The organism is Pseudomonas sp. KK18, assembly GCF_037094675.1.
In the GTDB taxonomy this organism is placed as follows: Bacteria; Pseudomonadota; Gammaproteobacteria; order Pseudomonadales; family Pseudomonadaceae; genus Aquipseudomonas.
On record NZ_CP146605.1, the window covers coordinates 516,551 to 537,611 of the forward strand.

Annotated in this window: 25 protein-coding genes; 4 read left to right on the plus strand and 21 right to left on the minus strand. The window is 62.8% G+C overall.

Translation table 11 applies throughout. The features are described 5' to 3' along the window. Positions 1 to 146 precede the first annotated feature (146 nt). The 19 genes from V6607_RS02285 to V6607_RS02375 all read right to left on the minus strand — a co-directional run bounded on the left by V6607_RS02285 (position 147) and on the right by V6607_RS02375 (position 16,418). The gene (locus V6607_RS02285; protein WP_003209360.1) at positions 147 to 587 is read right to left on the minus strand and encodes a hypothetical protein; all 441 of its coding nucleotides are present in this window, start codon (positions 585 to 587) and stop codon (positions 147 to 149) included. Positions 588 to 613: 26 nt separating this feature from the next. Beyond that, positions 614 to 1,840 (minus strand): beta-ketoacyl-ACP synthase, encoded by a 1,227-nt coding sequence (locus V6607_RS02290; protein WP_134325611.1) that lies wholly within the window; start codon positions 1,838 to 1,840, stop codon positions 614 to 616. Further along, on the minus strand, positions 1,840 to 2,568 hold the full coding sequence (gene fabG / locus V6607_RS02295) for a 3-oxoacyl-ACP reductase FabG (protein WP_134325612.1): 729 nt from the start codon (positions 2,566 to 2,568) through the stop codon (positions 1,840 to 1,842). The genes V6607_RS02290 and fabG overlap by 1 nt, the downstream gene beginning before the upstream one ends. After that, positions 2,565 to 3,026: a hotdog family protein gene (locus tag V6607_RS02300; RefSeq protein ID WP_087692520.1), complete on the minus strand. Its 462-nt coding sequence runs from the start codon at positions 3,024 to 3,026 to the stop codon at positions 2,565 to 2,567. Before V6607_RS02300 ends, fabG begins: the two co-directional genes overlap by 4 nt. Beyond that, the gene (locus V6607_RS02305) at positions 3,023 to 4,189 is read right to left on the minus strand and encodes a beta-ketoacyl-[acyl-carrier-protein] synthase family protein (protein WP_134325613.1); all 1,167 of its coding nucleotides are present in this window, start codon (positions 4,187 to 4,189) and stop codon (positions 3,023 to 3,025) included. Before V6607_RS02305 ends, V6607_RS02300 begins: the two co-directional genes overlap by 4 nt. Beyond that, on the minus strand, positions 4,186 to 4,668 hold the full coding sequence (locus V6607_RS02310) for a hypothetical protein (protein WP_166742139.1): 483 nt from the start codon (positions 4,666 to 4,668) through the stop codon (positions 4,186 to 4,188). The genes V6607_RS02305 and V6607_RS02310 overlap by 4 nt, the downstream gene beginning before the upstream one ends. After that, a complete protein-coding gene (locus tag V6607_RS02315; RefSeq protein ID WP_087692517.1) occupies positions 4,665 to 5,399 on the minus strand; it encodes a class I SAM-dependent methyltransferase in 735 nt (244 codons plus the stop codon). Before V6607_RS02315 ends, V6607_RS02310 begins: the two co-directional genes overlap by 4 nt. Next, the gene (locus V6607_RS02320) at positions 5,396 to 7,714 is read right to left on the minus strand and encodes an MMPL family transporter (RefSeq protein ID WP_134325614.1); all 2,319 of its coding nucleotides are present in this window, start codon (positions 7,712 to 7,714) and stop codon (positions 5,396 to 5,398) included. The genes V6607_RS02315 and V6607_RS02320 overlap by 4 nt, the downstream gene beginning before the upstream one ends. Then, complete coding sequence (locus tag V6607_RS02325; RefSeq protein ID WP_134325615.1) at positions 7,704 to 8,414, minus strand: outer membrane lipoprotein carrier protein LolA; 711 nt, start codon at positions 8,412 to 8,414, stop codon at positions 7,704 to 7,706. The genes V6607_RS02320 and V6607_RS02325 overlap by 11 nt, the downstream gene beginning before the upstream one ends. Further along, entirely contained in the window at positions 8,411 to 8,836 is a 426-nt protein-coding gene (locus tag V6607_RS02330; RefSeq protein WP_134325616.1) for an acyl-CoA thioesterase, read from the minus strand. Before V6607_RS02330 ends, V6607_RS02325 begins: the two co-directional genes overlap by 4 nt. Then, positions 8,829 to 10,370, minus strand: a complete 1,542-nt coding sequence (locus tag V6607_RS02335) for an aromatic amino acid ammonia-lyase (RefSeq protein ID WP_003209379.1) — start codon at positions 10,368 to 10,370, stop codon at positions 8,829 to 8,831. Before V6607_RS02335 ends, V6607_RS02330 begins: the two co-directional genes overlap by 8 nt. After that, entirely contained in the window at positions 10,354 to 11,289 is a 936-nt protein-coding gene (locus V6607_RS02340; RefSeq protein ID WP_134325617.1) for a glycosyl transferase, read from the minus strand. The genes V6607_RS02335 and V6607_RS02340 overlap by 17 nt, the downstream gene beginning before the upstream one ends. Continuing rightward, a complete protein-coding gene (locus tag V6607_RS02345) occupies positions 11,286 to 12,020 on the minus strand; it encodes a glycosyltransferase family 2 protein (RefSeq protein ID WP_134325618.1) in 735 nt (244 codons plus the stop codon). Before V6607_RS02345 ends, V6607_RS02340 begins: the two co-directional genes overlap by 4 nt. A 167-nt stretch (positions 12,021 to 12,187) precedes the next feature. Beyond that, positions 12,188 to 13,858, minus strand: a complete 1,671-nt coding sequence (locus V6607_RS02350) for an acyl-CoA synthetase family protein (protein WP_134325619.1) — start codon at positions 13,856 to 13,858, stop codon at positions 12,188 to 12,190. Further along, positions 13,855 to 14,400 (minus strand): membrane protein, encoded by a 546-nt coding sequence (locus V6607_RS02355; protein WP_008439202.1) that lies wholly within the window; start codon positions 14,398 to 14,400, stop codon positions 13,855 to 13,857. Before V6607_RS02355 ends, V6607_RS02350 begins: the two co-directional genes overlap by 4 nt. Then, entirely contained in the window at positions 14,397 to 14,651 is a 255-nt protein-coding gene (locus V6607_RS02360) for an acyl carrier protein (RefSeq protein ID WP_003209389.1), read from the minus strand. Before V6607_RS02360 ends, V6607_RS02355 begins: the two co-directional genes overlap by 4 nt. A 9-nt stretch (positions 14,652 to 14,660) precedes the next feature. Beyond that, entirely contained in the window at positions 14,661 to 14,930 is a 270-nt protein-coding gene (locus V6607_RS02365; protein WP_008439197.1) for a phosphopantetheine-binding protein, read from the minus strand. Beyond that, complete coding sequence (locus V6607_RS02370) at positions 14,908 to 15,720, minus strand: lysophospholipid acyltransferase family protein (protein WP_008439194.1); 813 nt, start codon at positions 15,718 to 15,720, stop codon at positions 14,908 to 14,910. The genes V6607_RS02365 and V6607_RS02370 overlap by 23 nt, the downstream gene beginning before the upstream one ends. Further along, the gene (locus V6607_RS02375) at positions 15,696 to 16,418 is read right to left on the minus strand and encodes a beta-ketoacyl synthase chain length factor (RefSeq protein ID WP_008439188.1); all 723 of its coding nucleotides are present in this window, start codon (positions 16,416 to 16,418) and stop codon (positions 15,696 to 15,698) included. The genes V6607_RS02370 and V6607_RS02375 overlap by 25 nt, the downstream gene beginning before the upstream one ends. A 348-nt stretch (positions 16,419 to 16,766) precedes the next feature. Between V6607_RS02375 and V6607_RS02380 the strand changes: the two genes are divergently transcribed. Continuing rightward, positions 16,767 to 17,537 (plus strand): ParA family protein, encoded by a 771-nt coding sequence (locus V6607_RS02380; RefSeq protein WP_003209397.1) that lies wholly within the window; start codon positions 16,767 to 16,769, stop codon positions 17,535 to 17,537. A gap of 441 nt (positions 17,538 to 17,978) precedes the next feature. Further along, on the plus strand, positions 17,979 to 18,257 hold the full coding sequence (locus V6607_RS02385; protein WP_256662386.1) for a DUF6124 family protein: 279 nt from the start codon (positions 17,979 to 17,981) through the stop codon (positions 18,255 to 18,257). On the opposite strand, the gene trxC is transcribed toward V6607_RS02385, so the two are convergent. After that, positions 18,216 to 18,650, minus strand: coding sequence for a thioredoxin TrxC (trxC, locus tag V6607_RS02390; RefSeq protein WP_003209402.1), 435 nt, complete (start codon positions 18,648 to 18,650; stop codon positions 18,216 to 18,218). The genes V6607_RS02385 and trxC overlap by 42 nt on opposite strands. 235 nt (positions 18,651 to 18,885) lie before the next feature. Here trxC and V6607_RS02395 point away from each other — a divergent pair, with 235 nt between their 5' ends. Continuing rightward, positions 18,886 to 19,182: a type II toxin-antitoxin system HigB family toxin gene (locus tag V6607_RS02395; protein ID WP_093202502.1), complete on the plus strand. Its 297-nt coding sequence runs from the start codon at positions 18,886 to 18,888 to the stop codon at positions 19,180 to 19,182. Continuing rightward, entirely contained in the window at positions 19,179 to 19,580 is a 402-nt protein-coding gene (locus V6607_RS02400; RefSeq protein ID WP_134325620.1) for a transcriptional regulator, read from the plus strand. Before V6607_RS02395 ends, V6607_RS02400 begins: the two co-directional genes overlap by 4 nt. A gap of 6 nt (positions 19,581 to 19,586) precedes the next feature. Here the strand turns inward: V6607_RS02400 and V6607_RS02405 are convergent, their stop codons facing one another. Beyond that, a complete protein-coding gene (locus V6607_RS02405) occupies positions 19,587 to 21,050 on the minus strand; it encodes a YdiU family protein (RefSeq protein ID WP_134325621.1) in 1,464 nt (487 codons plus the stop codon). Between the last annotated feature and the right edge of the window lie 11 nt (positions 21,051 to 21,061).

Genomic DNA, 21,061 nt, shown 5'->3' on the forward strand with positions numbered 1-21,061 from the left:
TGGCGAGGGAGCTTGCTCCCGCTGGGCTGCGCAGCAGCCCCGAAACCCGACGACTGAGTTTTACCAGGCAACCTTCAATCGCAGGTTTCAGGGGCGCTTCGCGCCCCAACGGGAGCAAGCTCCCTAGCCACAGGGAAGCGGGTGTTTCAGTTCTGCTTCGACGTCCCGGTCTGCTGGAGCAACTGCGCCGTGTCACTCACACCATTGGTGCGCAACGCCGCCAGGATGTCACGGTCCAGCATGCTCACCCAGCGGTTGTAGTTGCGGTGAATCTTGCCGTCCTTGTAGCCCAGGTCGCGGCTGTCGCGGTAGGTGATGGCGTAGCTGGTGGCGGTGTAGCGAATGTCGATTTCAGCGTGGAACTGGTTGCGCACATTGATCTCGGCCTGCACCAGTTGCGGGCTCAGGCGCTGCACCACCCATTGGCGTTTGTTCAAGGCCGCGATAATGGTCTGCTTCATTTTTTCTTCGTTGACCTGCGGGTTCGCCGGCAAGTCATGCTGGGTGTTGAGCACCGGTTTGTTGGTGCAGCCAGCGGTGGTGAGCAGGGCCAAAGCGACCAGTGTTGCGCGTAGCAGGGAAGACATTCCATTTCTCCAGTCAGTAAAAAAACTTACACCCAGCGGCGGAAAATCAGCGAAGTGTTGACGCCGCCAAAGGCAAAATTGTTGTTCATCACGTAGTCGCTGTGCAGCTCGCGGAACTCACCTTGCAGGTAGTCCAGCTCGCCGCAGCGCGGGTCGACTTCGTCGAGGTTGAAGGTGTGCACGTATTGGTTGCGGTTCATCATCTCGATGCTGAACCACGACTCCAGCGCGCCGCATGCGCCCAGGGTATGCCCAAGGAAACTCTTCTGAGAACTGATGGGCATGCGGCTGCCGAACAGGCTGCTGGTGGCCAGGGTTTCGGCGATGTCGCCCTGGTCGGTGGCGGTGCCATGGCCGTTCACATAGCCGATGGCGTCGGGCGCAAGCCCTGCATCTTCCAGTGCCAGTTCCATGGCGCGGCGCATGGTGGCCTGTTCCGGGCGGGTGGTGTGCTGGCCGTCGGCGTTGCTGCCGAAGCCGACGATTTCGGCGTGGATATGCGCGCCACGGGCCAGTGCATGTTCCAGCTCTTCGAGTACCAGGATGCCGCCGCCTTCGCCGATCACCAGGCCGTCGCGCCCACTGTCGTAGGGACGTGGGCTGGTTTGTGGTGCATCATTTTTCAGGCTGGTGGCGTACAGCGCATCGAACACCATGGCTTCGGTAGGGCACAGCTCTTCGGCGCCACCTGCCAACATCAGCGGCAGGCGGCCGAACTTGATGGCTTCATAGGCGTAGCCGATGCCCTGGCTGCCGCTGGTGCACGCGCTGGACGTGGGGATCAGCCGGCCGGTGAGGCCGAAGAAAATGCTGATATTCGCCGCCGTGGTGTGGGGCATCATCCGCACGTAGGAGTTGGCGTTCAGCCCCTCGGCCACCGAGTTCAGCAGCATATTGCCGAAGGCCTTGATCTCGTCGGTGCTGCCGGTGGACGAGCCACAGGCCACGCCCATGCGCCCGTCCTTGATCGAATCGTCGCCCAGCAAGCCGGCGTCTTTGAGCGCCTGCTCCGCCGCCCATACCGCCAGCCGGGAAACCCGGCCCATGCTGCGCAGTTGCTTGCGGGTCCAGTGGGCGGGCACCACGAAATCATCGATCGGCCCGGCCAGCCGGGTGTTCAGTTCGGTGAAACGGTCCCACTCGTCCATGCGCCGGATGCCGCTGCGGTTGGCGCGGAAGTTGGCGGCGATGGTTGCCCAATCGCTGCCCAGGGACGTAACGCCGGCCATGCCGGTGACCACCACGCGTTTCATCAGCACAGGCCTCCATTCACGGCCAGCACTTGGCGGGTGATGTAGCCGGCTTCTGCCGACATCAGGAAATTCACCGCCCCGGCGACTTCTTCCGGCGTTCCCATGCGCTGGGCCGGGATCATTTTCATCAGCTCTTCCACCGGTACGTTTTCATCGAGCATCGCGGTGTCGATCAGCCCGGGGGCCACGCAGTTGACGGTGATCTTGCGCTTGCCCAGCTCGATGGCCAGGGCCTTGGCGGCGCCGATCAGGCCGGCCTTGGACGCGCTGTAGTTGACCTGGCCGCGGTTGCCGATCAGCCCGGATACCGAGGTGATGCACACGATCCGCCCGGCGGCGCGACGACGAATCATCGGCATCATCACCGGGTGCAGCACGTTGTAGAAACCGTCGAGGTTGGTGCGCATCACCATGTCCCAATCGTCTTCCGACAGCGCTGGAAACGCGCCGTCGCGCGTCAGGCCCGCATTGAGCACCACGCCGTAATACGCGCCATGGGCTTCCACGTCGGCTTCAAGGATCTCCTTGCAGCTGGCGCGGTCCGCCACATCGAATTGCAACACCCGGGCCTTGCGCCCCAGCGCTTCGATTTCGACCTGCACCGCATCCGCCTCGGCACGCCCGCTGCGGCAGTGCAGCACGATGTCGTGCCCGGCCTGGGCCAGGCGCACAGCGATAGCGCGGCCGATGCCACGGCTGGAGCCGGTCACCAATACGGATTCAGTCATGGCGTGGTGTCCTTCGATTCATCTAAATAGTTGGCCGCCTGGGGCGGTCGAAATACGTTCAAGCGCGCGCTGGCCTGGATGCCGTCGCCGGTGAGGTGGCATTCGAACACACCCATGCCGTTGTCGTCTTCCAGGGAGCGCAGGCCGTGGATGGTCAGCTCGGTGCCTGCGGGAAAGTGCTCGACGTTGCACTCGAACTTGCGCGTGCCCAGCAGGAAGCCCAACTCCACGGCTTCACCTTTCTGGCGCGCACGGCAACCGGCGTAGGCGGCGACGCTTTGCGCCATCAACTCAATGCCGACCCACGCGGGCAGGCTGCCATCGGCGCGGTTGAAAAGACCGCCGGGCTTGACCGTCAGGCGGGTCTGGATCTGTTCTTCGTCAAAGCTCAAGACCTGATCGATCAGGATCATGTCACCGGCGTGGGGCAGCAGTTCGGCGAGCGGCCAATCAGTCATGGGGCGTCTCCGATAATCAGGCTGACGTTGTTGCCGCCGAAGGCAAACGAGTTGCTCATCAGGCAGCGTTTTTCCAGGGCGTCGCCGGGCGACGCCCACTTCAGTACGGGCAGGTCGGGGTCCGCCTGGCCATCCCAGACATGCGGCGGCACTACGCCTTCTGCCAGGCTCAGCCAGCAGAACGCCGCTTCCAGCGCGCCGGCGGCGCCCAGGGTGTGGCCGGTCATGGGTTTGGTCGAGGAGCAGGCTACGCCGTCCGGGAACAGGGCCGCGACCGCCAGGCTTTCCATGGCATCGTTATGTTGGGTAGCGGTGCCGTGCAGGTTCAGGTAACCGATTTGTCCGGGCGCCAGTTGTGCGCTGGCCAGGGCCTTGCGCATCGCTTGCAACGCACCCTTGCCGGTAGGCTCGGGGGCGGAAATATGGTGGGCGTCGCAACTGGCACCACTGCCCAGCAGTGCGACCGGCGCCGGGGTTTTGCTCATCAGGAACAACACGGCGGCTTCGCCGATATTGATGCCGTTGCGGTTCAGCGAAAACGGATTGCAGCGCTCTGCCGAAACCGCCTCCAGCGACGAAAAACCATTGAGGGTCAGCTTGCACAGCGTGTCGACGCCACCGCAGATCACCGCATCGCACACACCCAGGTCCAACAGGCGTTGGGCACTCATCAGCGCCCGTGCGCTGGAGGTGCAGGCGGTGGAAATCACGTAGGCCGGGCCGCTCAGTTGCAGCCAGTCGGCGAGGAAATCGGCCGGGGCGCCAAGCGCCTGTTGCTGATAGTCGTAGTCGGCGGGGAACTGGTTTTCCCGCAGATAGTGGGCGATGCCACGGCTGGCTTCATCGATGCCCGAGGTGCTGGTGCCGAGCACGATGCCAATGCGCGACGCGCCGAACGTCTGGATCGCTTGCCGGATCTCGTCGTCAATCTGCAACGCGGCTTCCAGCAGCAACTGGTTATTGCGGCTGCGATGGGATTCCAGCCCGGGCGGTATCGCCGCCAGTTCACCGTGCACAGCGGCCACCGGCAACACACGCTCCGGCACCCAGCCGCTTTCGGCGCGCATGCCGGAGCAGTCGCCGGCAAACAGGCTGCGGCTGACTTCGCGCTTGTCGCGGCCCAGGGCGCAGATCACGCCGAGGGCATTGAGGTAGGCGCTCATCGGGCAGCCCCTAGCGGCGAGATGTGGTAGGTCAGGTGTTGCCCGATCACGTCCACGCGAAACACCAGGGAGGAGTGATAGGTGATCTTCCAGTGGGACGGCAGGGTGCGGATCAGGTCCATTTCCTGGGTGCCGGGGTACAGCCTGGAAACTTCATCCGCCGAGGTCAGGGCGAACAACAGCGCGGCAAACAGTTCACGCGCCTGGGGATTGGGCGGCAGCAGACCGTCGGCCCGCCAGGCGCCATTGATCAGCATCTGCCGAGCCTGGGGAATGCCCAGCGGGTCCATCATCGACCAGCGGATCCCGCCGCCTTCGCGCTGCATCACCAGCAACCAGTCCTGGCGCTGGCCGCCCTGTTCGCGCTGTATGTGCAGTTGCAGTGGCAGGCTCAGTACCGGGTTTTTCGTCGGCAACGGCGGCTGGCTGGCGCACGCGCCCAGCAGCAACAGGCAGCCGATCAACAGCATTCGGATCATGTTTCAGCGCTCGCCAGAGGTTTGCGGGCGACCACGTTGACCAGGGTTTCTTCGCGCTGGCCGGCCGGTTTTGGCTGGCGCAGGCCCCAGCGCTCAAGCAGGCCGAAGTCGGTGGCGCGGCTCCACCACAGGTACGGGTACGAGACGTTCTGCGGGCCGAACTCAAAGCCCTGCTCGCGAATCATCTCAAGGTACTCCTCGGCGCTTTTCTGCACATGCATCGGGTGACGAAACAGCCAGCGGATTACCCAGGTGTCGATATAGGCCTCGGTGGATTCGGCAAACAGCAGGTAGCCGCCCGGCTTGAGCACCCGATAGAACTCTTTCAGGGCGCGATGCTGTTCCACCAGATGATGGAAGGTCTGGTGACAGAACAGCACGTCGACACTGGCGTCGGCCACGTCGAGGGTCGCGCAGTCGCTGCCGATCAACTCGATGGCGATGCCCTGGCGCGCGGCTTCGGCGCGGCTCAGGTCGAGGCTGTGTGGGTCGGCGTCGAGGCCGATCAGGCGCTCGGGGGCGAACACTTGCTGCAAATACTGGAACGACTTGCCCTGGCCGCAGCCGGCGTCCAGCAGCACCGGAGCAACCGGCGGCGGTTCGCTGAACAGGCTGCGCAGGTCGTTAATGGCCACGCGCAGCACATGGTGCTGCCAGGTGTGGCTGCGCAGGAACCAGAAGCCGAATTTGGTTTCTTCGACGTAGTTCTTGCTGAGGTATTGGCTGCTCATCGTTTCTTCCTTGTCCCGGACGGGGCGGCCCACGGTGCCAGCATGAAGCTGAATGCCAGCCCCAGGCTCACCGATAGCCCAAAATTACTCACCGCCGGCGTGCTGGAAATGGCCAGCAGGCCGAACGATAGCCAAGTAGTCACGGCCGCCAACAGTGTGCCCAACAGGCTCACGGCGGTGCCGCCAATTTGTTCACGCATCAGGATCGCGTAGTCGACGCTGATGGCGGTTACCAACAGCAGGCCGAACAGGCTGAACAACGTCAGCGGCTGCCCCAGCCAACCGAGGCTGGCCAGGCTGCACAGCGCCGCCAGCAGCGGCAGGGCGACGATGCGCAGGGCACCGCCGAAGCCGAACGGCAGGATCAGCAACAGTACGATCAACACGCAGGACATCAATTTCAATTCTGCCGCGCTGATTTGCGTCGCGGCAAACACCTGGTTCAAGTCGCCCAGGCGATCCACCAACTGCACGCCGGGTAAATCCAGGGCCTGTACCCGCAGCAAGGCCGGGTTGTTCAAACCTTGCAGGCTCACCATCGCTGCAACGCCACCGTCGATATTCCCCAGCCACAGCGTGCGCCACGGCTCGGCCAGCGGGCCGACCAGTGCTGCGTCGATGTCTTCGGTGGGCAAGGCCTGCAACTGGGTCAGCTCGGCTTGCAGCGCGCTGGCGGGTACGCCGAGGTCCAGCAATGGCTGCCAGTAGTGCGGCAGCTGTTTCAGGGCCTCGCGCAGTTGCTGTTGCTCCGCCGGCGCGCTGACCAACTGGTTGAGCGCCAGGTAACCCTGGAGCTTGTCCATGTTCACCAACTGATCCAGGCGCTGGCTCAGCGCGGCCTGGCGCTCCAGCAATTGCGGTTGATTGTCCGCCCGTACCAGAAAGAACTGGCTGGTGGGCTGGAACCCGGTAATCCGCGCAACGGCCTGGGCTTCCTGCAGCAACTGCGGCGGCGCACCGATCCACTGGCGGATATCGTTTTTGCTGTTCAGGTGCCACAGCCCACCGGCGCAAAACACCAACACCAGTACCAGCAACACCGGGCTTGGCAGGCGCTTGAGCAGCGACTCGCGCACGCTCAGCAGGAACTCGGCAATGCGCAGGGGCCATTGCGCCGGGCGCAGCTCGACGCCTTTGAGCAAGGCCGGCAACAGGCACACGGCCGACAGGTAAGCGCCCACCAGACCGGCAGCGGAGAACACCGCGATTTGCGTCAGCGCCGGGAACGGCGTCCACGCCAGGGCCAGGTAACCGATGCAACTGGTGGCCAGGCTCAGGCTCAGGCCCGGCAAGGTCAGGCGCAAGGCCGGCCAACTGCGCCAAGGGCTCATGCTCCAGCTCTTGGACAGGTAATGCAGCGGGTAATCCACCGCCACGCCGATCAGGCTCGAGCCCAGCACCAGCGTGATCACATGCATATGCCCGAACAGCGCCACACAGGCCACCGCACCAAACAGCATGCCCACCAGCACCGGCACGAACGCCAGCAACACCCGCCAGCGGCGGAACGCAAGCAGCAGCAATAACAGGATGCCTACCGTCGCGCCGCCGCCGACCCAAGTGATTTCCCGGGTGGCCTGCTGCTGACCATTGGCTGCATACAGCAGGCCGCTGGCGGCGAGCAATTGCGCGCCTTGCTGGTCGGCCTGCTCGCGGCTGGCCTTGAGCAGGTCAGCCACTTGCAGCGGCAGTTTCATGTCGAAGGCATTGCCGGTGGTGCGGGCCCGCAGCAGTACCCAGCTTTTGCCGTCGGCATCGGCGATCAGCGCGCCGCTGCCGATATCCAGCTGCACCGAACCGTGTTGCGGCTGGCTGTTCTGGATGCGCCCGGTGAGGCCCAGCCAATCGTCCTGGCTCGGCACCAGGCTGAAGCCGGTGAACGGGTCGAACAGCGCCTGAACCCGCTGCTGAATAAACGCCTGGGGCTCGTCGATCAGTTGCTCGCGATCCTTGGCCGAGAGCATCGCCAGCCGGCCTTGCAGCAACTGCTGACGCAGGGCCGGCAGGTCGGCTTGGAGGTTCCACTGGACCTTTTCAAACAGGCCGCTGGCTTGCCAGGCTTCGCCCAATTGCGTCGCCATGGCCACGGCTTTTTGTCGATCGGCATGCCCCACCAGCACCAGCATTTCGCGGTTCAGCGGTTCCTGCATGCGCTGTTCGGCGCGCAGCTCCAGCGCATCCGGCGCGGTGCCGGGCACCAGTTCCATCAGGTTCGCCGACAGCGGTGCGCCATGGCGCCATTGCCAGCCCGCCAGGGCCAACACGCCCACCAGCAGGATCAGGAACAGGCGCGGCAACCAGCGTTCACTCGGCAAAGTCGTGTTGCTCCGCGTCGCTCAAGGGCTGGCTGCTGGTGCTGTCCTGCATGCGCAGTACGGTGCTGTCGCCCTGGGTTTCCAGCAGCTCGATCTTCTGCACCAGTTCGCCGCCGTCGATATTGATTTGGGTGAACACCTGCTTGAGCAGCAGCGAGCGCGGGATCAGCGTGAGTTTCCACTGCTGGGCTTCGCCTTGCAGTTGCAGCTCGAAGTCACGCTGCAAGCCGCTGCTGTCGCCCTGTAACACGGCGAGGAACAAACGGTTCTGCTCGGCGCCGGCGCTCTTGTTCGGCAGCAATTGCCAGCCGTTGGCGTCACGCCGGGCGATGCCGTTGGCGCTGATGCGGTAGTCCTGTTGCAGCGGGGTTTTCAGCAGCCACAGCAGGCCGTGATCCTTGGCCAGGACAAACGTGCCCTTGCTGACCAGCGGTTGCGGTAGGGCGCGCAGGTGTTTTTCCTGGGTGAAGTTGCCGTGGATCACCGACGGTTTTGCAAGCTGATCGCTGAGTTGTTGCAGGTCGAAAGCATGGGCCAGGCCTGGAATGCCCAACAACAGAATGAAGGCGATTCCTGTGGGAGCGGCGGTGCGACGATTCGACTTGCTCGCGAAGAACCTGAGGGCGCCACGGGGTGTCAGGCGGCCTGCGTTATCGTTGACGATTTTCGCGAGCAAGCCCGCTCCCACAGGGAATCTCATTTCAAGGCTCTCTCTATGGCGTCAGTGAATATTTTTGGCGACGCCAACTGCATTTCGCGGCTGGCAATCTCCACCGCCACTTGCACGGTGCTGGCGCGGGTCAGACGCTCACCGGTGGCCTTGTCGCTGATCAGGTAATTGACCTTCAAGCGGTTCTCCCACTCCACCAGGCTGGCGCGCACGTTGATGGTCTGGCCGAAGGTCGCGCCGCGCACATAGCGCAGCTGCATGTCGATCACCGGCCAGGCGTAGCCCGCTTGCAGCATCGCTGTGTAGTTGTGGCCGAGCTTGTCCAGCAAGGCGCAGCGGGCGACTTCCAGGTACTTTACGTAGTGCCCGTGCCACACCACGTTCATGGTGTCGATGTCGAAAAACGGCACGAGGATTTCAGTGTCGCAGTGCAACACGCCGGGGCTACGCATGCAGCCTCCAGTGTTGCTCGGCGATGCGTTTCAGGCACAGGCGCAGTTCGCCTTCCAGGGCGCGGTCTTCGATGACCGGCGGGAAGTCCTTGGCCAGCTCGTCGTGCATGGCGGCCAGCGCCGGCGGCAGCGGGCGCGCATCTTCAGCCTGAGCCCGCAGCCATACGCCCTGATTAGCGGCGAGCAAGGTGGCGGCGGCGACTTGTTCGGTCAGTTCCAGCACACGAATCGCATCGCGGGCGGCGATGGTGCCCATGCTCACCTTGTCCTGGTTGTGGCACTCGGTGGAGCGCGAGAACACGCTGGCCGGCATGGTGTTTTTCAGCGCTTCGGCGGTCCAGGCGCTGGTGCCGATCTGCACAGCCTTGAAGCCGTGGTTGATCATCGCCCGCTCGGCTGGCGCACCCGACAAATTGCTCGGCAAGCCGTGGTTGTAACGCACGTCCACCAGCAGCGCGAGCTGGCGGTCCAGCAGATCGGCGACGTTGGCCACCAGGGTCTTGAGGCTGTCCATGGCGAAGGCGATGTGGCCGCCGTAGAAGTGGCCGCCGTGCAGTACGCGTTCTTCTTCGGCGTCGATGATCGGGTTGTCGTTGGCGCTGTTGAGTTCGATCTCGATGAACGAGCGCAACCAGTTCAGGCTGTCGGCCAGCACGCCCAGGACGTGGGGCGCGCAGCGCAGGGAGTAACGGTCTTGCAGGCGATGCAGCGGCGCGGTCGGCGCGTCAATCGCCAGATCCTTGCGCAGCCAGGCGGCGACTTGCATCTGCCCCGGGTGTGGCTTGGCGGCGAACAGGCGCTCGTCGAAATGCTCCGGATTGCCTTGCAGCGCCACCACGTTCAGCGCGGTGATGCGCGTGGCCAGTTGCAGCAGGTAGTCGGCGCGGGCGAAGGCCAGGCAGGCGAGGCCGGTCATCACGGCGGTGCCGTTCATCAGTGCCAGGGCCTCTTTCGGGCGCAGTACCAGCGGGTCCCAGCCCAGCTCGCGGTGCACCTCCGACGCCTGGCGGCGTTCGCCACGGAACATCACTTCGCGCTCACCAGACAAGGTTGCGGCCACGTAGGACAGCGGCGTCAAGTCACCGCTGGCGCCTACCGAGCCTTCTTCCGGAATCAGCGGCAGCACGTCGAATTCCAGGAACGCGTGCAGGCGCTCCAGCAACTCCACGCGCACGCCCGACACGCCATGGCACAGCGACTGCAACCGCGCCGCCAGCACCGCGCGGGTGGCTTGCGCATCCAGCAACTTGCCCAGGCCGCAGCCGTGGAACGTGTAGAGGTGGCGGGGCAACGCTTCGACGTGCTCCAGCGGCACCGCCACCACGCACGAGTCGCCGTAGCCGGTGGTCACGCCGTAGATCACGCCTTCCTTGTCCAGCAACGAATCCAGGAACTGCGCGCCCTTGGCGATGCGCTGGCGGTACTTGGCATCAGCTTGCAGTTGAGTCGGCGCCTGACGGTTGGCCAGGGCCAGCACGTCTTCGATGCGCAGGGGAATTTCGCCGAAGGTTACCGGCTCAAGATGCGTCGTCATCGGTCTTCCAGAAAGGGTAAAAGTTGAACCATTGTTGGGGCGCTTCCAGGCAGAACTGGCCCAGGCGCTCGGCGTAGCGGGCGGTCCATTGTGCGATCACCTGCGGGCGGTCGCTGCGTTTCCATTCGATCAACTGGGCAAACGGCTCGATGATCAGGCGATAACGGCCTTGATGCTTCAAGCACATCAGCAGGTTGACCGGGCATTTTAGCAAACCGGCCAACAGCCACGGGCCTTGGGGGAAGGCGGCGTCATGGCCGAGGAAATCCACGCGCACCGTACGCCCGCCATGCAGCGGTACGCGGTCGCCGGCAATCGCCAGCCACTCGCCGTCGTCGAGGCGCTGGCTGAGCAGCATCATCACTGCCGGATCAAGTTCGCTGACCTGGATCAGGCGCAGATTGGTCGCCCCGGCTTCGCCCAGAATCCGGTTGAAACGTTCAGCGTGCTTGGTGTGCACCAGCACGTTCATGGTGACCTTTTCGCCCAGTTCGGCGAGGGCGCGGCACACCTCAAGATTGCCCAGGTGCGCGCCCACCAGCATCTGCCCGCGTTCGCTGCGCAGCTGGCCGCGCAGTTGGGCCGGGTCGATGATTTCGATCTGCTCCAGGCGCAGCTTGCCGTTCCATACGTCGAGCTTGTCCAGCAGGGCGTCGGCGAACGCCATGAACTGGCCGAAGACGCTTCTGTGGGTAGGGCGCAGGTCGTCGCGCCGGCTCCAGTCGGCCAGGCGCTGCTGGTATTGCCAGGCGCTTTGGCGGGCCGTGCGGCCGAACAGAAAGAAGTAGAAAACGATGCCGTAGAGCAGCGGGCTCAGCAGCCGGCGCCCGAGGACCTTGGCGGCGAAGGCGGTGAATTTCATCAGCCAGAAGCTGCCGCGCTCCTCGCGGTCGGCCCAGTGCTTGGTGTCCTGGCTCATGCCTGCCACCGGCGCCAGAGGATCATCGGCGCGCGCACCAACATGCCGAAGAACAGCCGGGTGTGCATCGAGGAAATCAGCGCGTTGTCATGGAACAGGCGAAAGTGCGACAGGCCGTCGGCGGGGTAGTGCACCTTGGTCGGCAGCCAGCGCATCGGCTGGTTGCGCCAGGCCAGTCGCACCAGGATGTCGGAGTCGAAATCCATGCGTTTGCCGATGTTGGCCGAGTCCATCAAGGCCAGGGTCGGTGGCAGTGGGTACACGCGAAAGCCGCACATGGAATCGCGGATCTGCAGCGACAAGGTGTTGATCCACACCCAAACGTGGGTCAGGTAGCGCGCGTAAAGGCGGCCCTTGGGCACGCTTTCGTCGTATTCCGGGTAGCCGCAGATCACCGCATTCGGGTGGGCGCGGGAGGCGTCGAGGAAGGTACCGACTTCCCGCAGGTCGTGCTGGCCGTCGGCGTCCACTTGCAGGGCGTGGGTGAAGCCCAGGCGTGCGGCTTCGCGAAAGCCGGCCATGACGGCGGCGCCTTTGCCCTGGTTGGCGGGCAGGGTCAGCAGTGACACGTTGTCGAGGGTTGCCAGTTGCGCCAGCACGGCGGCGCAGGCGGCGCTGCTGCCGTCGTCCACCAGCAGGCATGGCAGGCCGCTGGACAGCACGGTGCGCACCACGGCGGGCACGGCGGCCTCGTGGTTGTAGACCGGGATCAAGGCGCAGGGCTTATGCATAACAGGTACCCCATTGGCACAAGCACTTCGTGTGGCGAGGGAGCTTGCTCCCGCTGGGCTGCGAAGCGGCCCCAACACAGGCGACACCGATTTGCCTGATAAACCACAGTGCCTGGGTTGGGAGCGCTGCGCACTCCAGCGGGAGCAAGCTCCCTCGCCACAAAAGCTTAATCACTGACCCTCCCCAGCACGATCCGCCCACTGGAGCAGGCGGCCGCCTCATTGCGGTAGGCGAAGTACAACTTGCCGCGCTCCTGATCGAACCGCAGGTGCAGTTCGATCCGGTCATCCGGGCGTACCAGTTGCTGGAACTTGAGCACTTCCATCCCGGCGAACTTCCCCGGCAGCTTGAGCAGTTGCTGGCCCAGGCTCAGCGCCCAATCCACTTGCACCACACCCGGCAGCACCGGGGTTTGCGGGAAGTGGCCGCTGAAATAGGCGAGGTCCGGCGGGATCGCCAGTTGCAGGGTCCATTCACCGTTGGCTTCGACTTGTTCCAGCACTTCCGGGGCTTTCGGGCGCGGTGCCAGCAGCAGGGCTTCGACGTCGGCCTGGGGCAGCTTGCCTTGGGTGTTCAGCGGCAATTGGCGCAACAGGCGCCAGCGGCGGGGCAGGGCCAGGGCTTCGCAGTGTTGGCTCAAGTGCTGGCGCAGGGTTTGGGTGACGGTGCGCCGGCCCTGGTTACGCAGGGCATGCAAGCCGTCTGCGCTGAGCACCACGAGGGCGCCGAGGGAGGCGCGGTTTTCCTGCACCACGCCCAGGCGCGTTTCAGCGACCCAGGCATGGTCCATCAGCGCCTGTTCCAGCATCGGCAGGGAGATGCGTTTTTCTTCCAGCTTGACGATGCGGTCCAGGCGGCCGAGCAATTCGAAGCGGCCGTCGGCGTGGATGGTGGCGGCGTCGGCGGTCTGTTCGACATGGCCGGCGGGCAGGTATGGCGAGGCGATGCGCAAGGCGCCGTCGGCGTCCTGGCTCAGCTGCACGTCGGCAAACGGCTGCCACGGTTGTTCGCCCTGGCGCCAGGCGATACCACCGGTTTCCGAGCTGCCGAGGATTTCCGTCGGCCATTGCTGCAAACGCTGATGCAGGCTGCCGGCGGCCTCAAGGGGCAAGGCGCCGCCGGAGGAAAACACCCGTTTGACCGGTGTAAGCGCTGGCCAGTCGAGGTTGTCACCCATGCGCTTGAGGAGCGCCGGGCTGGCGACCCAGGCAAATTGCGCATGCTCGCGGCTGGCGCGCTGCAAGTCCTCGGGAAATGCCAACTGTTGGCGCACAAAGGTGCGCCCGGCACACAACGGCCACAGCACCCGGAACAGCAAGCCATAGATATGCTGGGTGGCGACGCTGCCGATGATGCACGCCTCGCCCAGGTCGGCGCCCCACAGGGTTTCCAGCGCCTGGACTTCATTGGCCATCTGCCGCAGGGTTTTGTCGATGCGCTTGGGTTCGCCGCTGGAGCCGGAGGTGCACAGGCTCAGGCAGCAGGCATCCAGGTCCAGGGCTGCGGCGCTTGATGGCGCTTGATACAGCGCGTCCAGGTCGCCGGCCTCGGTCAGCCAGGCGTCGACGGCATCGTCCCAGCGCTGGCGCGTCTGTGGTTGCAGGTCGGCGGGCAACAACACGCTGACGCCTGCGCGCCACGCACCCAGCAGGGCGATCGCCAGCAAGCCGGCATCTTCCAGGTACACCGCCAGGCGCTGGATGCCCCGGGCTTGCAACCCGCCGGCCAGGCTCAGGGACTTCTCCCACAGGTGTGGGTGATCCAGGGCAGGTTCGGTGGTCACCAAACGCTGCTCCACAGGCTCAAGCAGCAAGTGCTCAAGATTCAACCAATTCATACGCGGCCTCGAACCCTTTGTCGTACCAGCCATTCCACGGCAAACAACAGCCCCATCAGCCCGTAGGCGATCATGCCGTTGTACAACGTCCACCAGCTCAGCGGCGCCCACAGGGTGAGCGCGGCGGCGAGCAGGCCGTTACACAGGAAAAATACACTCCACACCACGGTGACCTGGCGGGTATACACAATCGCTTCTTCGGGCAGTTGCGGCTCGCTCATGCGCGCCAGGCGCTCGACCATCGGCGGCCCGTATTTCAGGCTCAGGCCGAACAGTGCCAGCATGAAGGCGCTGACCAGGCTCGGGTACCAGCGCAGCATCTGCGGGTTGTCGAACCAGGCGAGCAGCAGGCAAAAGACAATGATCGCCGCCGCCATCCAGCGGCTGCCCGGGCGCCTGGCGCCGGTCAGGGCGCGCAACAGCCACAGGCTGCCCAGCAGCAGGCCAAATTGCCACGGGGCAAAATGCTCAGTGCCGTAATACACCGCAAAAGGGTACAGCAGCCCCGCCAGCAACAGGCCAAGGCCGATCAGCCGGCTCATGCGGCCGGTTGAACCAGACGGTAGACCGCCTCGACCACGTCATTCACGGTACGCACGGCCTTGAACTCTTCGGCGGCGATTTTCTTGCCGGTCTGGCGCTTGATGTGGTCGATCAGGTCCACCGCATCAATGCTGTCGATTTCCAGGTCCTGGTACAGGTTGGCGTCGAGCGTGACGCGTTCCGGCTCCAGTTCAAACAGTTCCACCAGGGCGTCGCGCAAGGTGTTGAAAATATCGTCACGAGTTTGCATGGTACGGTCTCAAGCTGCCTGTCGGGCCGTGACGAACGCCGCGAGGCTGGCCACGTTGGTGAAGTGATTGCGGGTGTCCTTGGCGTCGGCATCGATCTTGATGCCGTACTTTTTCTGGATCGCCAGGCCCAATTCCAGGGCGTCGACTGAATCCAGGCCAAGGCCTTCGCCGAACAGGGTTTGCTCGTTGCCGATGTCGCTCTCGCTGATGTCTTCCAGGCCCAGGGCCTCGATGATCAGCGTTTTTATGTCGTGCTCAAGGCGGTGTTGGTCGCTCATCTTCGGCGAGCTCCTTAATAAAATACTGGTGCAGGTAATCGTTGAGCTTGCGTGATGCCTGGGGCGCGGGCCCTTGTGCGGCAAACGCCTGTGGTTCTATATCGGCACCCACGCGCAAACTGAAGTGAAAGCGGCGATTCGGGATGCGATACCAGGGTTCGGCCTTGGTCAGGGTGGTGGGGCTGACCTTGATCACTACCGGGGTGATGATGCTCGCACCGCGCAGGGCAATGGCGGCGGCGCCGCGATGAAAGGTCGGCGCCTGGCCCGGTGAGGTGCGGGTGCCTTCCGGGAAAATGATCAGGGTCTGGCCATCCCGTAGGGCATCGGCGGCGGCGTCGAGCATGTCGGCGCTGCCGTCGTTGCTGATGTAGCCGGCGTCGCGCACCGGGCCCCGGGTGAAGGGGTTCTGCCACAGGCTCTGCTTGACCACGCAGTTGGTCTGGCGCATCTGGGCGATCAGGAACACCACATCCACCAGCGATGGGTGGTTGGCGATGATCATCTGGCCCGGGCGGCCGAGCTTTTCCGCGCCTTCGACGCTGTAGGTCAGGATGCCCAGGCGCATCATCATGCGGATAAACAACCAGAACAGGCAGCTGATGGTGTGGCGGGCGCGTCGCTGATGCTGTTTGGCATCACCCGGCAGGCAACTGAGCAGCGGAAACACCAGGACACGCAGGCACAGGCCGCCGAGGCCAAACAGGGCGAAGGCGGTGGCAGTGGCGAACAGGCGCCAGTAGTAGGCCTTCCGAGGCTTTTCGGTCAGGACTTGCGTTGCCAGTTCCATACTCGGTTCTTCCAGGCATGTTGGCAGGCGCCCTCTTCGTTCAGCAGGGTGCGCAGCAGGTTCAGGGCGTGGGGCCACTGGGCTTTGGTGGTGGGTTGGACAGCGGCTGTATTCAGTTCCAGCTGCCACTCGTCGCCCGGTGTCAGCAGCAGGCCGAGGGCGTAGGGGAAGGGCACGTCCTCGATCCAGCGCGCATAGGCTTCGGGGGGCTGTTCCTCGGTAATGATCAGCAATACAGCCGGTGCGCCTTCATTGAGCAGGGCAGCGGCTTCGAGCATGCCGTGCTCCAGGCCATCACCGGCGGCGGCGAGGGCGGTCATTTCACTGGTTTCATTGCGCAGGATCGACCACAGGCCAATCACCGCGTTATGCACCGACAGGCTGAACTGGGTCGGCGACAGGGGCTCGTCGTTGGCCAGGTCGCTGAGAATGTCGAGGGTGCGTGGGGTTTCGCCGTGACGGGAAACAAACACCAATGGCAACTGTTGCAAGCCTTCGGCCAGGGGCCAGCCCACACTGAAGGCCATGCGCGCCAGGCGGCTCAGGCGCCGGCGCTGCATGGCCGGCAGGAAGGACACGTCGGGTGCCGCGTCGCTGCGGGCGAGCAACATCGGCTGCCGGCACCAGGTACGCCAGTCGTCCGCGCTTTCGAGCCCGGGAGCCCAGGCGCGCCATTGGGCGATGTTGAAATTGATCACTGAGAAGTTATCCCGCCCCTGCGGGCTTCCTTGTGCGGCCATTGGCCCCGAATACCGGGACAGGGTGCAATCGCCGAATGGCGCGCATTATCCCGGTGCTGCGGGGTTCTAGCAAACTTTGGTAAAGAATTGTTCACGGATGATTACAAATTCGCTGGAAAGAATTACCGATTGTCCATCATGCAGGTAGGGCAGCAGGTGTCAGGCAATTCCTGCTTTGTCGGACAGACGGGAAATTGTTATGCGAGATAGAGCCTCTGATGCTGTAGTACAGGAACAAACGAGGTAGCTAACGGGCGCTTTTGCCCTCTACACTCGGGTCATTCATTGATACACGGAGGTTTTTCCATGCGGCGCGTGGTGTTCAACCAAAAAGGCGGTGTTGGCAAGTCCAGCATTGCCTGCAACCTGGCGGCGGTCAGCGCCAGCGAAGGCTATCGAACCCTGTTGGTGGACCTCGATGCCCAGGCTAACTCTACCCAGTACCTCACCGGGCTGACCGGAGACGATATCCCCATGGGAATCGCCGACTTCTTCAAGCAAACCCTGTCTTCCGGGCCGTTTTCGAAGAAGAACCAGGTGGATATCTACGAAACCCCGTTCGACAACCTGCACGTCATCACCGCCACCGCGGAACTGGCAGACCTGCAGCCCAAGCTCGAGGCCAAGCACAAGATCAACAAGCTGCGAAAGCTGCTGGATGAATTGAGCGAGGACTACGACCGGATCTACCTGGATACGCCGCCGGCGCTGAACTTTTATGCCGTTTCAGCGCTGATTGCCGCTGATCGCGTGTTGATCCCCTTCGATTGCGACAGCTTCTCCCGCCAGGCGCTGTATGGCCTGTTGGCCGAGATCGAAGAATTGAAGGAAGACCACAACGAAGGGCTGGAAGTGGAAGGCATCGTGGTCAACCAGTTCCAGGCCCGGGCGAGCCTGCCGCAGCAGATGCTGGATGAATTGATTGCCGAAGGGTTGCCGGTACTGCCGGTGTACCTCACCAGCTCGGTGCGCATGCGTGAATCGCACCAGGCGAACATGCCGCTGATCCACCTGGACCCACGGCACAAGCTGACACAGCAGTTTGTGGAATTGCATAACCTGCTGGAAAACGCGTGATTTAGCAGGCAACACATCACCCATGTGGGAGCGGGCTTGCTCGCGAATGCGGTGGATCAGTCGAATTCTCTATTGACTGACTCACCGCATTCGCGAGCAAGCCCGCTCCCACATTTGGTCTTTGTTCCTACAGGGAAATCGTCGTCTTGCGCCGTTGCCTACAGTTACGCCAGAATCCGCCGGCTTGTGCGTCTGGATGGGCGTCTCTAAGGTTGTTCGGTCGCTGAATTCTCAGTGATCGGGTTTAGTAGCCCGAGTGTTTGTCGTTAAGTGCATAAGCTTCATCTTTCAGGCGCTGAGTCTGTGCTTGATGGTAGCTGTGCGTAGGGCGTCTTCGGGCGCGCCGGCTTCGACATTTCCCGGTCTACTAACCTGCGTACAGCTGCCACCCTAATTCGTTTAGTAGCGATCAGATGGCGGCTCCAATCAGGAATGTCGACCATGTTTAAAGCTACTCCAAATCCCCCGTCGTACCTTTTTACAGTCAGCCCCGGCCAAGCCACCGAAACCCTGATCCTCAATACCTACGAAACCTTCTCCTCAGTCACCACCCTCTTGCTCGACCTTTCCGACGACCTCACCGGCAAGCAGCGCGATGTCGCGTTGGCCATTCATCAGTTGAGCGAATTGGGCGTATTGCTGATGGGGCAAGTGATTGGACCGGGGTGTCCCGTTACCTCAAACGCCCTGACTGCGCAGCCAGCTCATCAACTGCGGTAACGGAAACGCACCGCTCTGACGCGCCACTTCCCGGCCATTCTTGAACAGGATCAGGCTGGGAATCGAGCGAATCCCCAACTGAGCGGATAACTGCTGATTGGCCTCGCTATCGAGCTTGGCCAATCGACACTTCCCGGCCAACTGCCCGGCGGCCTGCTCAAACACCGGCGCAAACGACTTGCACGGCCCGCACCATTCGGCCCACACATCCACCAGCAACGGCAGGTCGCCCTTGATCTGGCTGGCGTAATCGCCCTGTTTCAGCTCAAAGGGTTTGCTTAACAGCACCGGTTGCTTGCAACGCCCGCATTTAGGCGCGTCGCCCAGGCGTTCATTGGGGATGCGGTTAAGACCGTTGCAGTGGGGGCAGGGGATTACTAGAGAGTCGGACATGCTGGGCTCCGTGAAAGTGGCCAATGGGTTCTATTTGGAGCCGGGAAGGGTGTTTATCAAGGTTCGACGCTAGTGACGTACGCGTTCACATTTTTGGTGGTGACTTCTATCGCGGCGTATCTAGGCTGTTGAAGGGTGCTTGGAATTGCGCCACTGGTCCGCCAAGGAATATCGCAGATTGCGATATTTTTTCGGCAAGACTAACCTTCATAGCAAGATGCGATAAGGATGTTGCATGCGAGTGATCAGCGAAAAAAGGATATGGGAAGCGAAAGAAAGATGGCCGCATTCAGCCACGGCACTGGATGAGTGGTATCGCAGAATGAAACGCAACAGTCCCGCCGACTTTGCGTCGATGAAAGGAATGTTCCCTGCAACAGACAAAGTCGGGCAGTTCCATGTGTTTGACATCGGGGGCAATAAGCTGAGGTTGATTGCCTTCGTGCATTACCAAGTACAACGAATTTATATCAAGTACCTGTTCGATCACCGTGAATATGAGCAAGGTAAATGGAAGGAGAAAATCAGATGAGCGCACTCATCAGGCAGGCTGCCGAACACTGGCAATTTGTTTCGTCATTGCTGCGCAAGCCAAGAAACGAGGCGGACTACGATACCTTGGTCAGCGCCCTCGACGAATTGCTGGACCTGATAGGCGAAGATGAATCCAGCCCGCTCATGAGCCTGGTGGATATCCTCAGTGACTGGATCGAGGCCTACGATCTCGAGCACCGGCCGATGCCCGTTGCCAGTGGCGTTGAAGTGCTGCGTTCAATGATGCGAGAGCATGGCTTGACCCAAAGTGATCTCCCGGGCGTTGGTGCGCAGTCGGTTGTCTCTGAAGTACTTAGTGGCAAACGCCAGCTCAACCTGCGGCAGATTCGTTGGCTGGCGGAGCGCTTTGGGGTTTCAGTGGAGACCTTTATCTAGGTCGCGCTATGAAGAACAACTAATCTCCAAATGCTTCCCCCAATCCGGCGGCCGCTGGGCGTATTGCTCCATCCCCGGCTGCTCTTCAAACGGTTTGCTCAGCACTTCATGCAGCCGGCGCACTTCGCTGTAATCCCCAAGCTCCGCCGCCTGGATGGCGTTCTGCGCCAGGTAGTTGCGCAGGATATAAAGCGGATTCACCCCATGCATCCGCTCACGTCGCTGTTCTTCTGTGCCGCCGGCGTCGCGTTCCACACGGGCTTTGTACAGGTCCGCCCACTCATCAAATCCCTTGAGGTCGACAAAATCGTCGCGCAACCGCGCCACGGCCAATGCGGCGGATTCATCCCCCAGCCGGCGGAAGAACAGGGTGTAGTCGACGCCGCTGTTCTGCATCAGTTGCAGCAGGCGTTCCACCAGTTTCTGATCGTCATCTTCGGCGGTGGTGAGGCCCAGTCGGCGGCGCATCAGGTCCAGGTAGTGGGCCTGGAACAACGGCAGATACAGCCCCAGCGTTTCCCGCAGCGCCTCGACGCTGATAAACGGCGTCAACGCCTGGGCCAGTGCGCTCAGGTTCCACTGCCCGATCGGCACCTGGTTGCTGAAGGAATAACGCCCTTCATGGTCGGAGTGGTTGCAGACGAACTGCGCGTCGAAATCGTCCAAAAATGCAAACGGCCCGAAGTCGAAGGTGATGCCGAGGATCGACATGTTGTCGGTGTTCATCACTCCATGGCAGAACCCATAGGCCTGCCACTTGGCGATCAACTCGGCATTACGCTCGACGATTTCGCGGAACATCGCCAGGTACGGCTCGGGCTGTTCCATGCATTCCGGGAAGTGCAGGGACAGCACGTGCTCCGCCAATTGCTTCTGCAATTCAGGCTTCTTGGTGTAGTAGAAATATTCGAAATGCCCAAAGCGCACGTGGCTGTGGGCCAGGCGCAGCACCATGGCGGCGCGCTCCTGTTTCTCGCGCCACACCGGCGTGGTGGAACCGATCACACACAGCGCACGACTGCTGGGAATGCCCAGCGCATGCAGTGCTTCCGACGCCAGAAACTCCCGGATCGACGAGCGCAATACCGCACGACCATCGCCCATGCGCGAGTACGGGGTTTGCCCGGCACCCTTGAGGTGCAGGTCCCAATGCTCGCCGGCCTGGTTGTACACCTCGCCCAGCAACAATCCGCGGCCATCCCCCAGTTGCGGGTTGTACGAGCCAAACTGATGCCCGGAATAGATCATCGCCCGCGGCTCGGCCTCGGCCCACAGCTTGTGCCCGCCGAACAGCTCGGCAAATACCGGCGTTTCGGCCACGGCGGGGTCGAGATCCAGCAGCGCCATGGCTGCCTCGCTCGCCACCACTAAACGCGGTTCGTCGATAGGCTCGGGCAGCACATGGGTTGAGAAACCGTCGCCCAGGCGGGCGAAGCGGTTGTCGAAGGTCAGTTCGTCGAGGGCTTTCAACGGCCATCTCC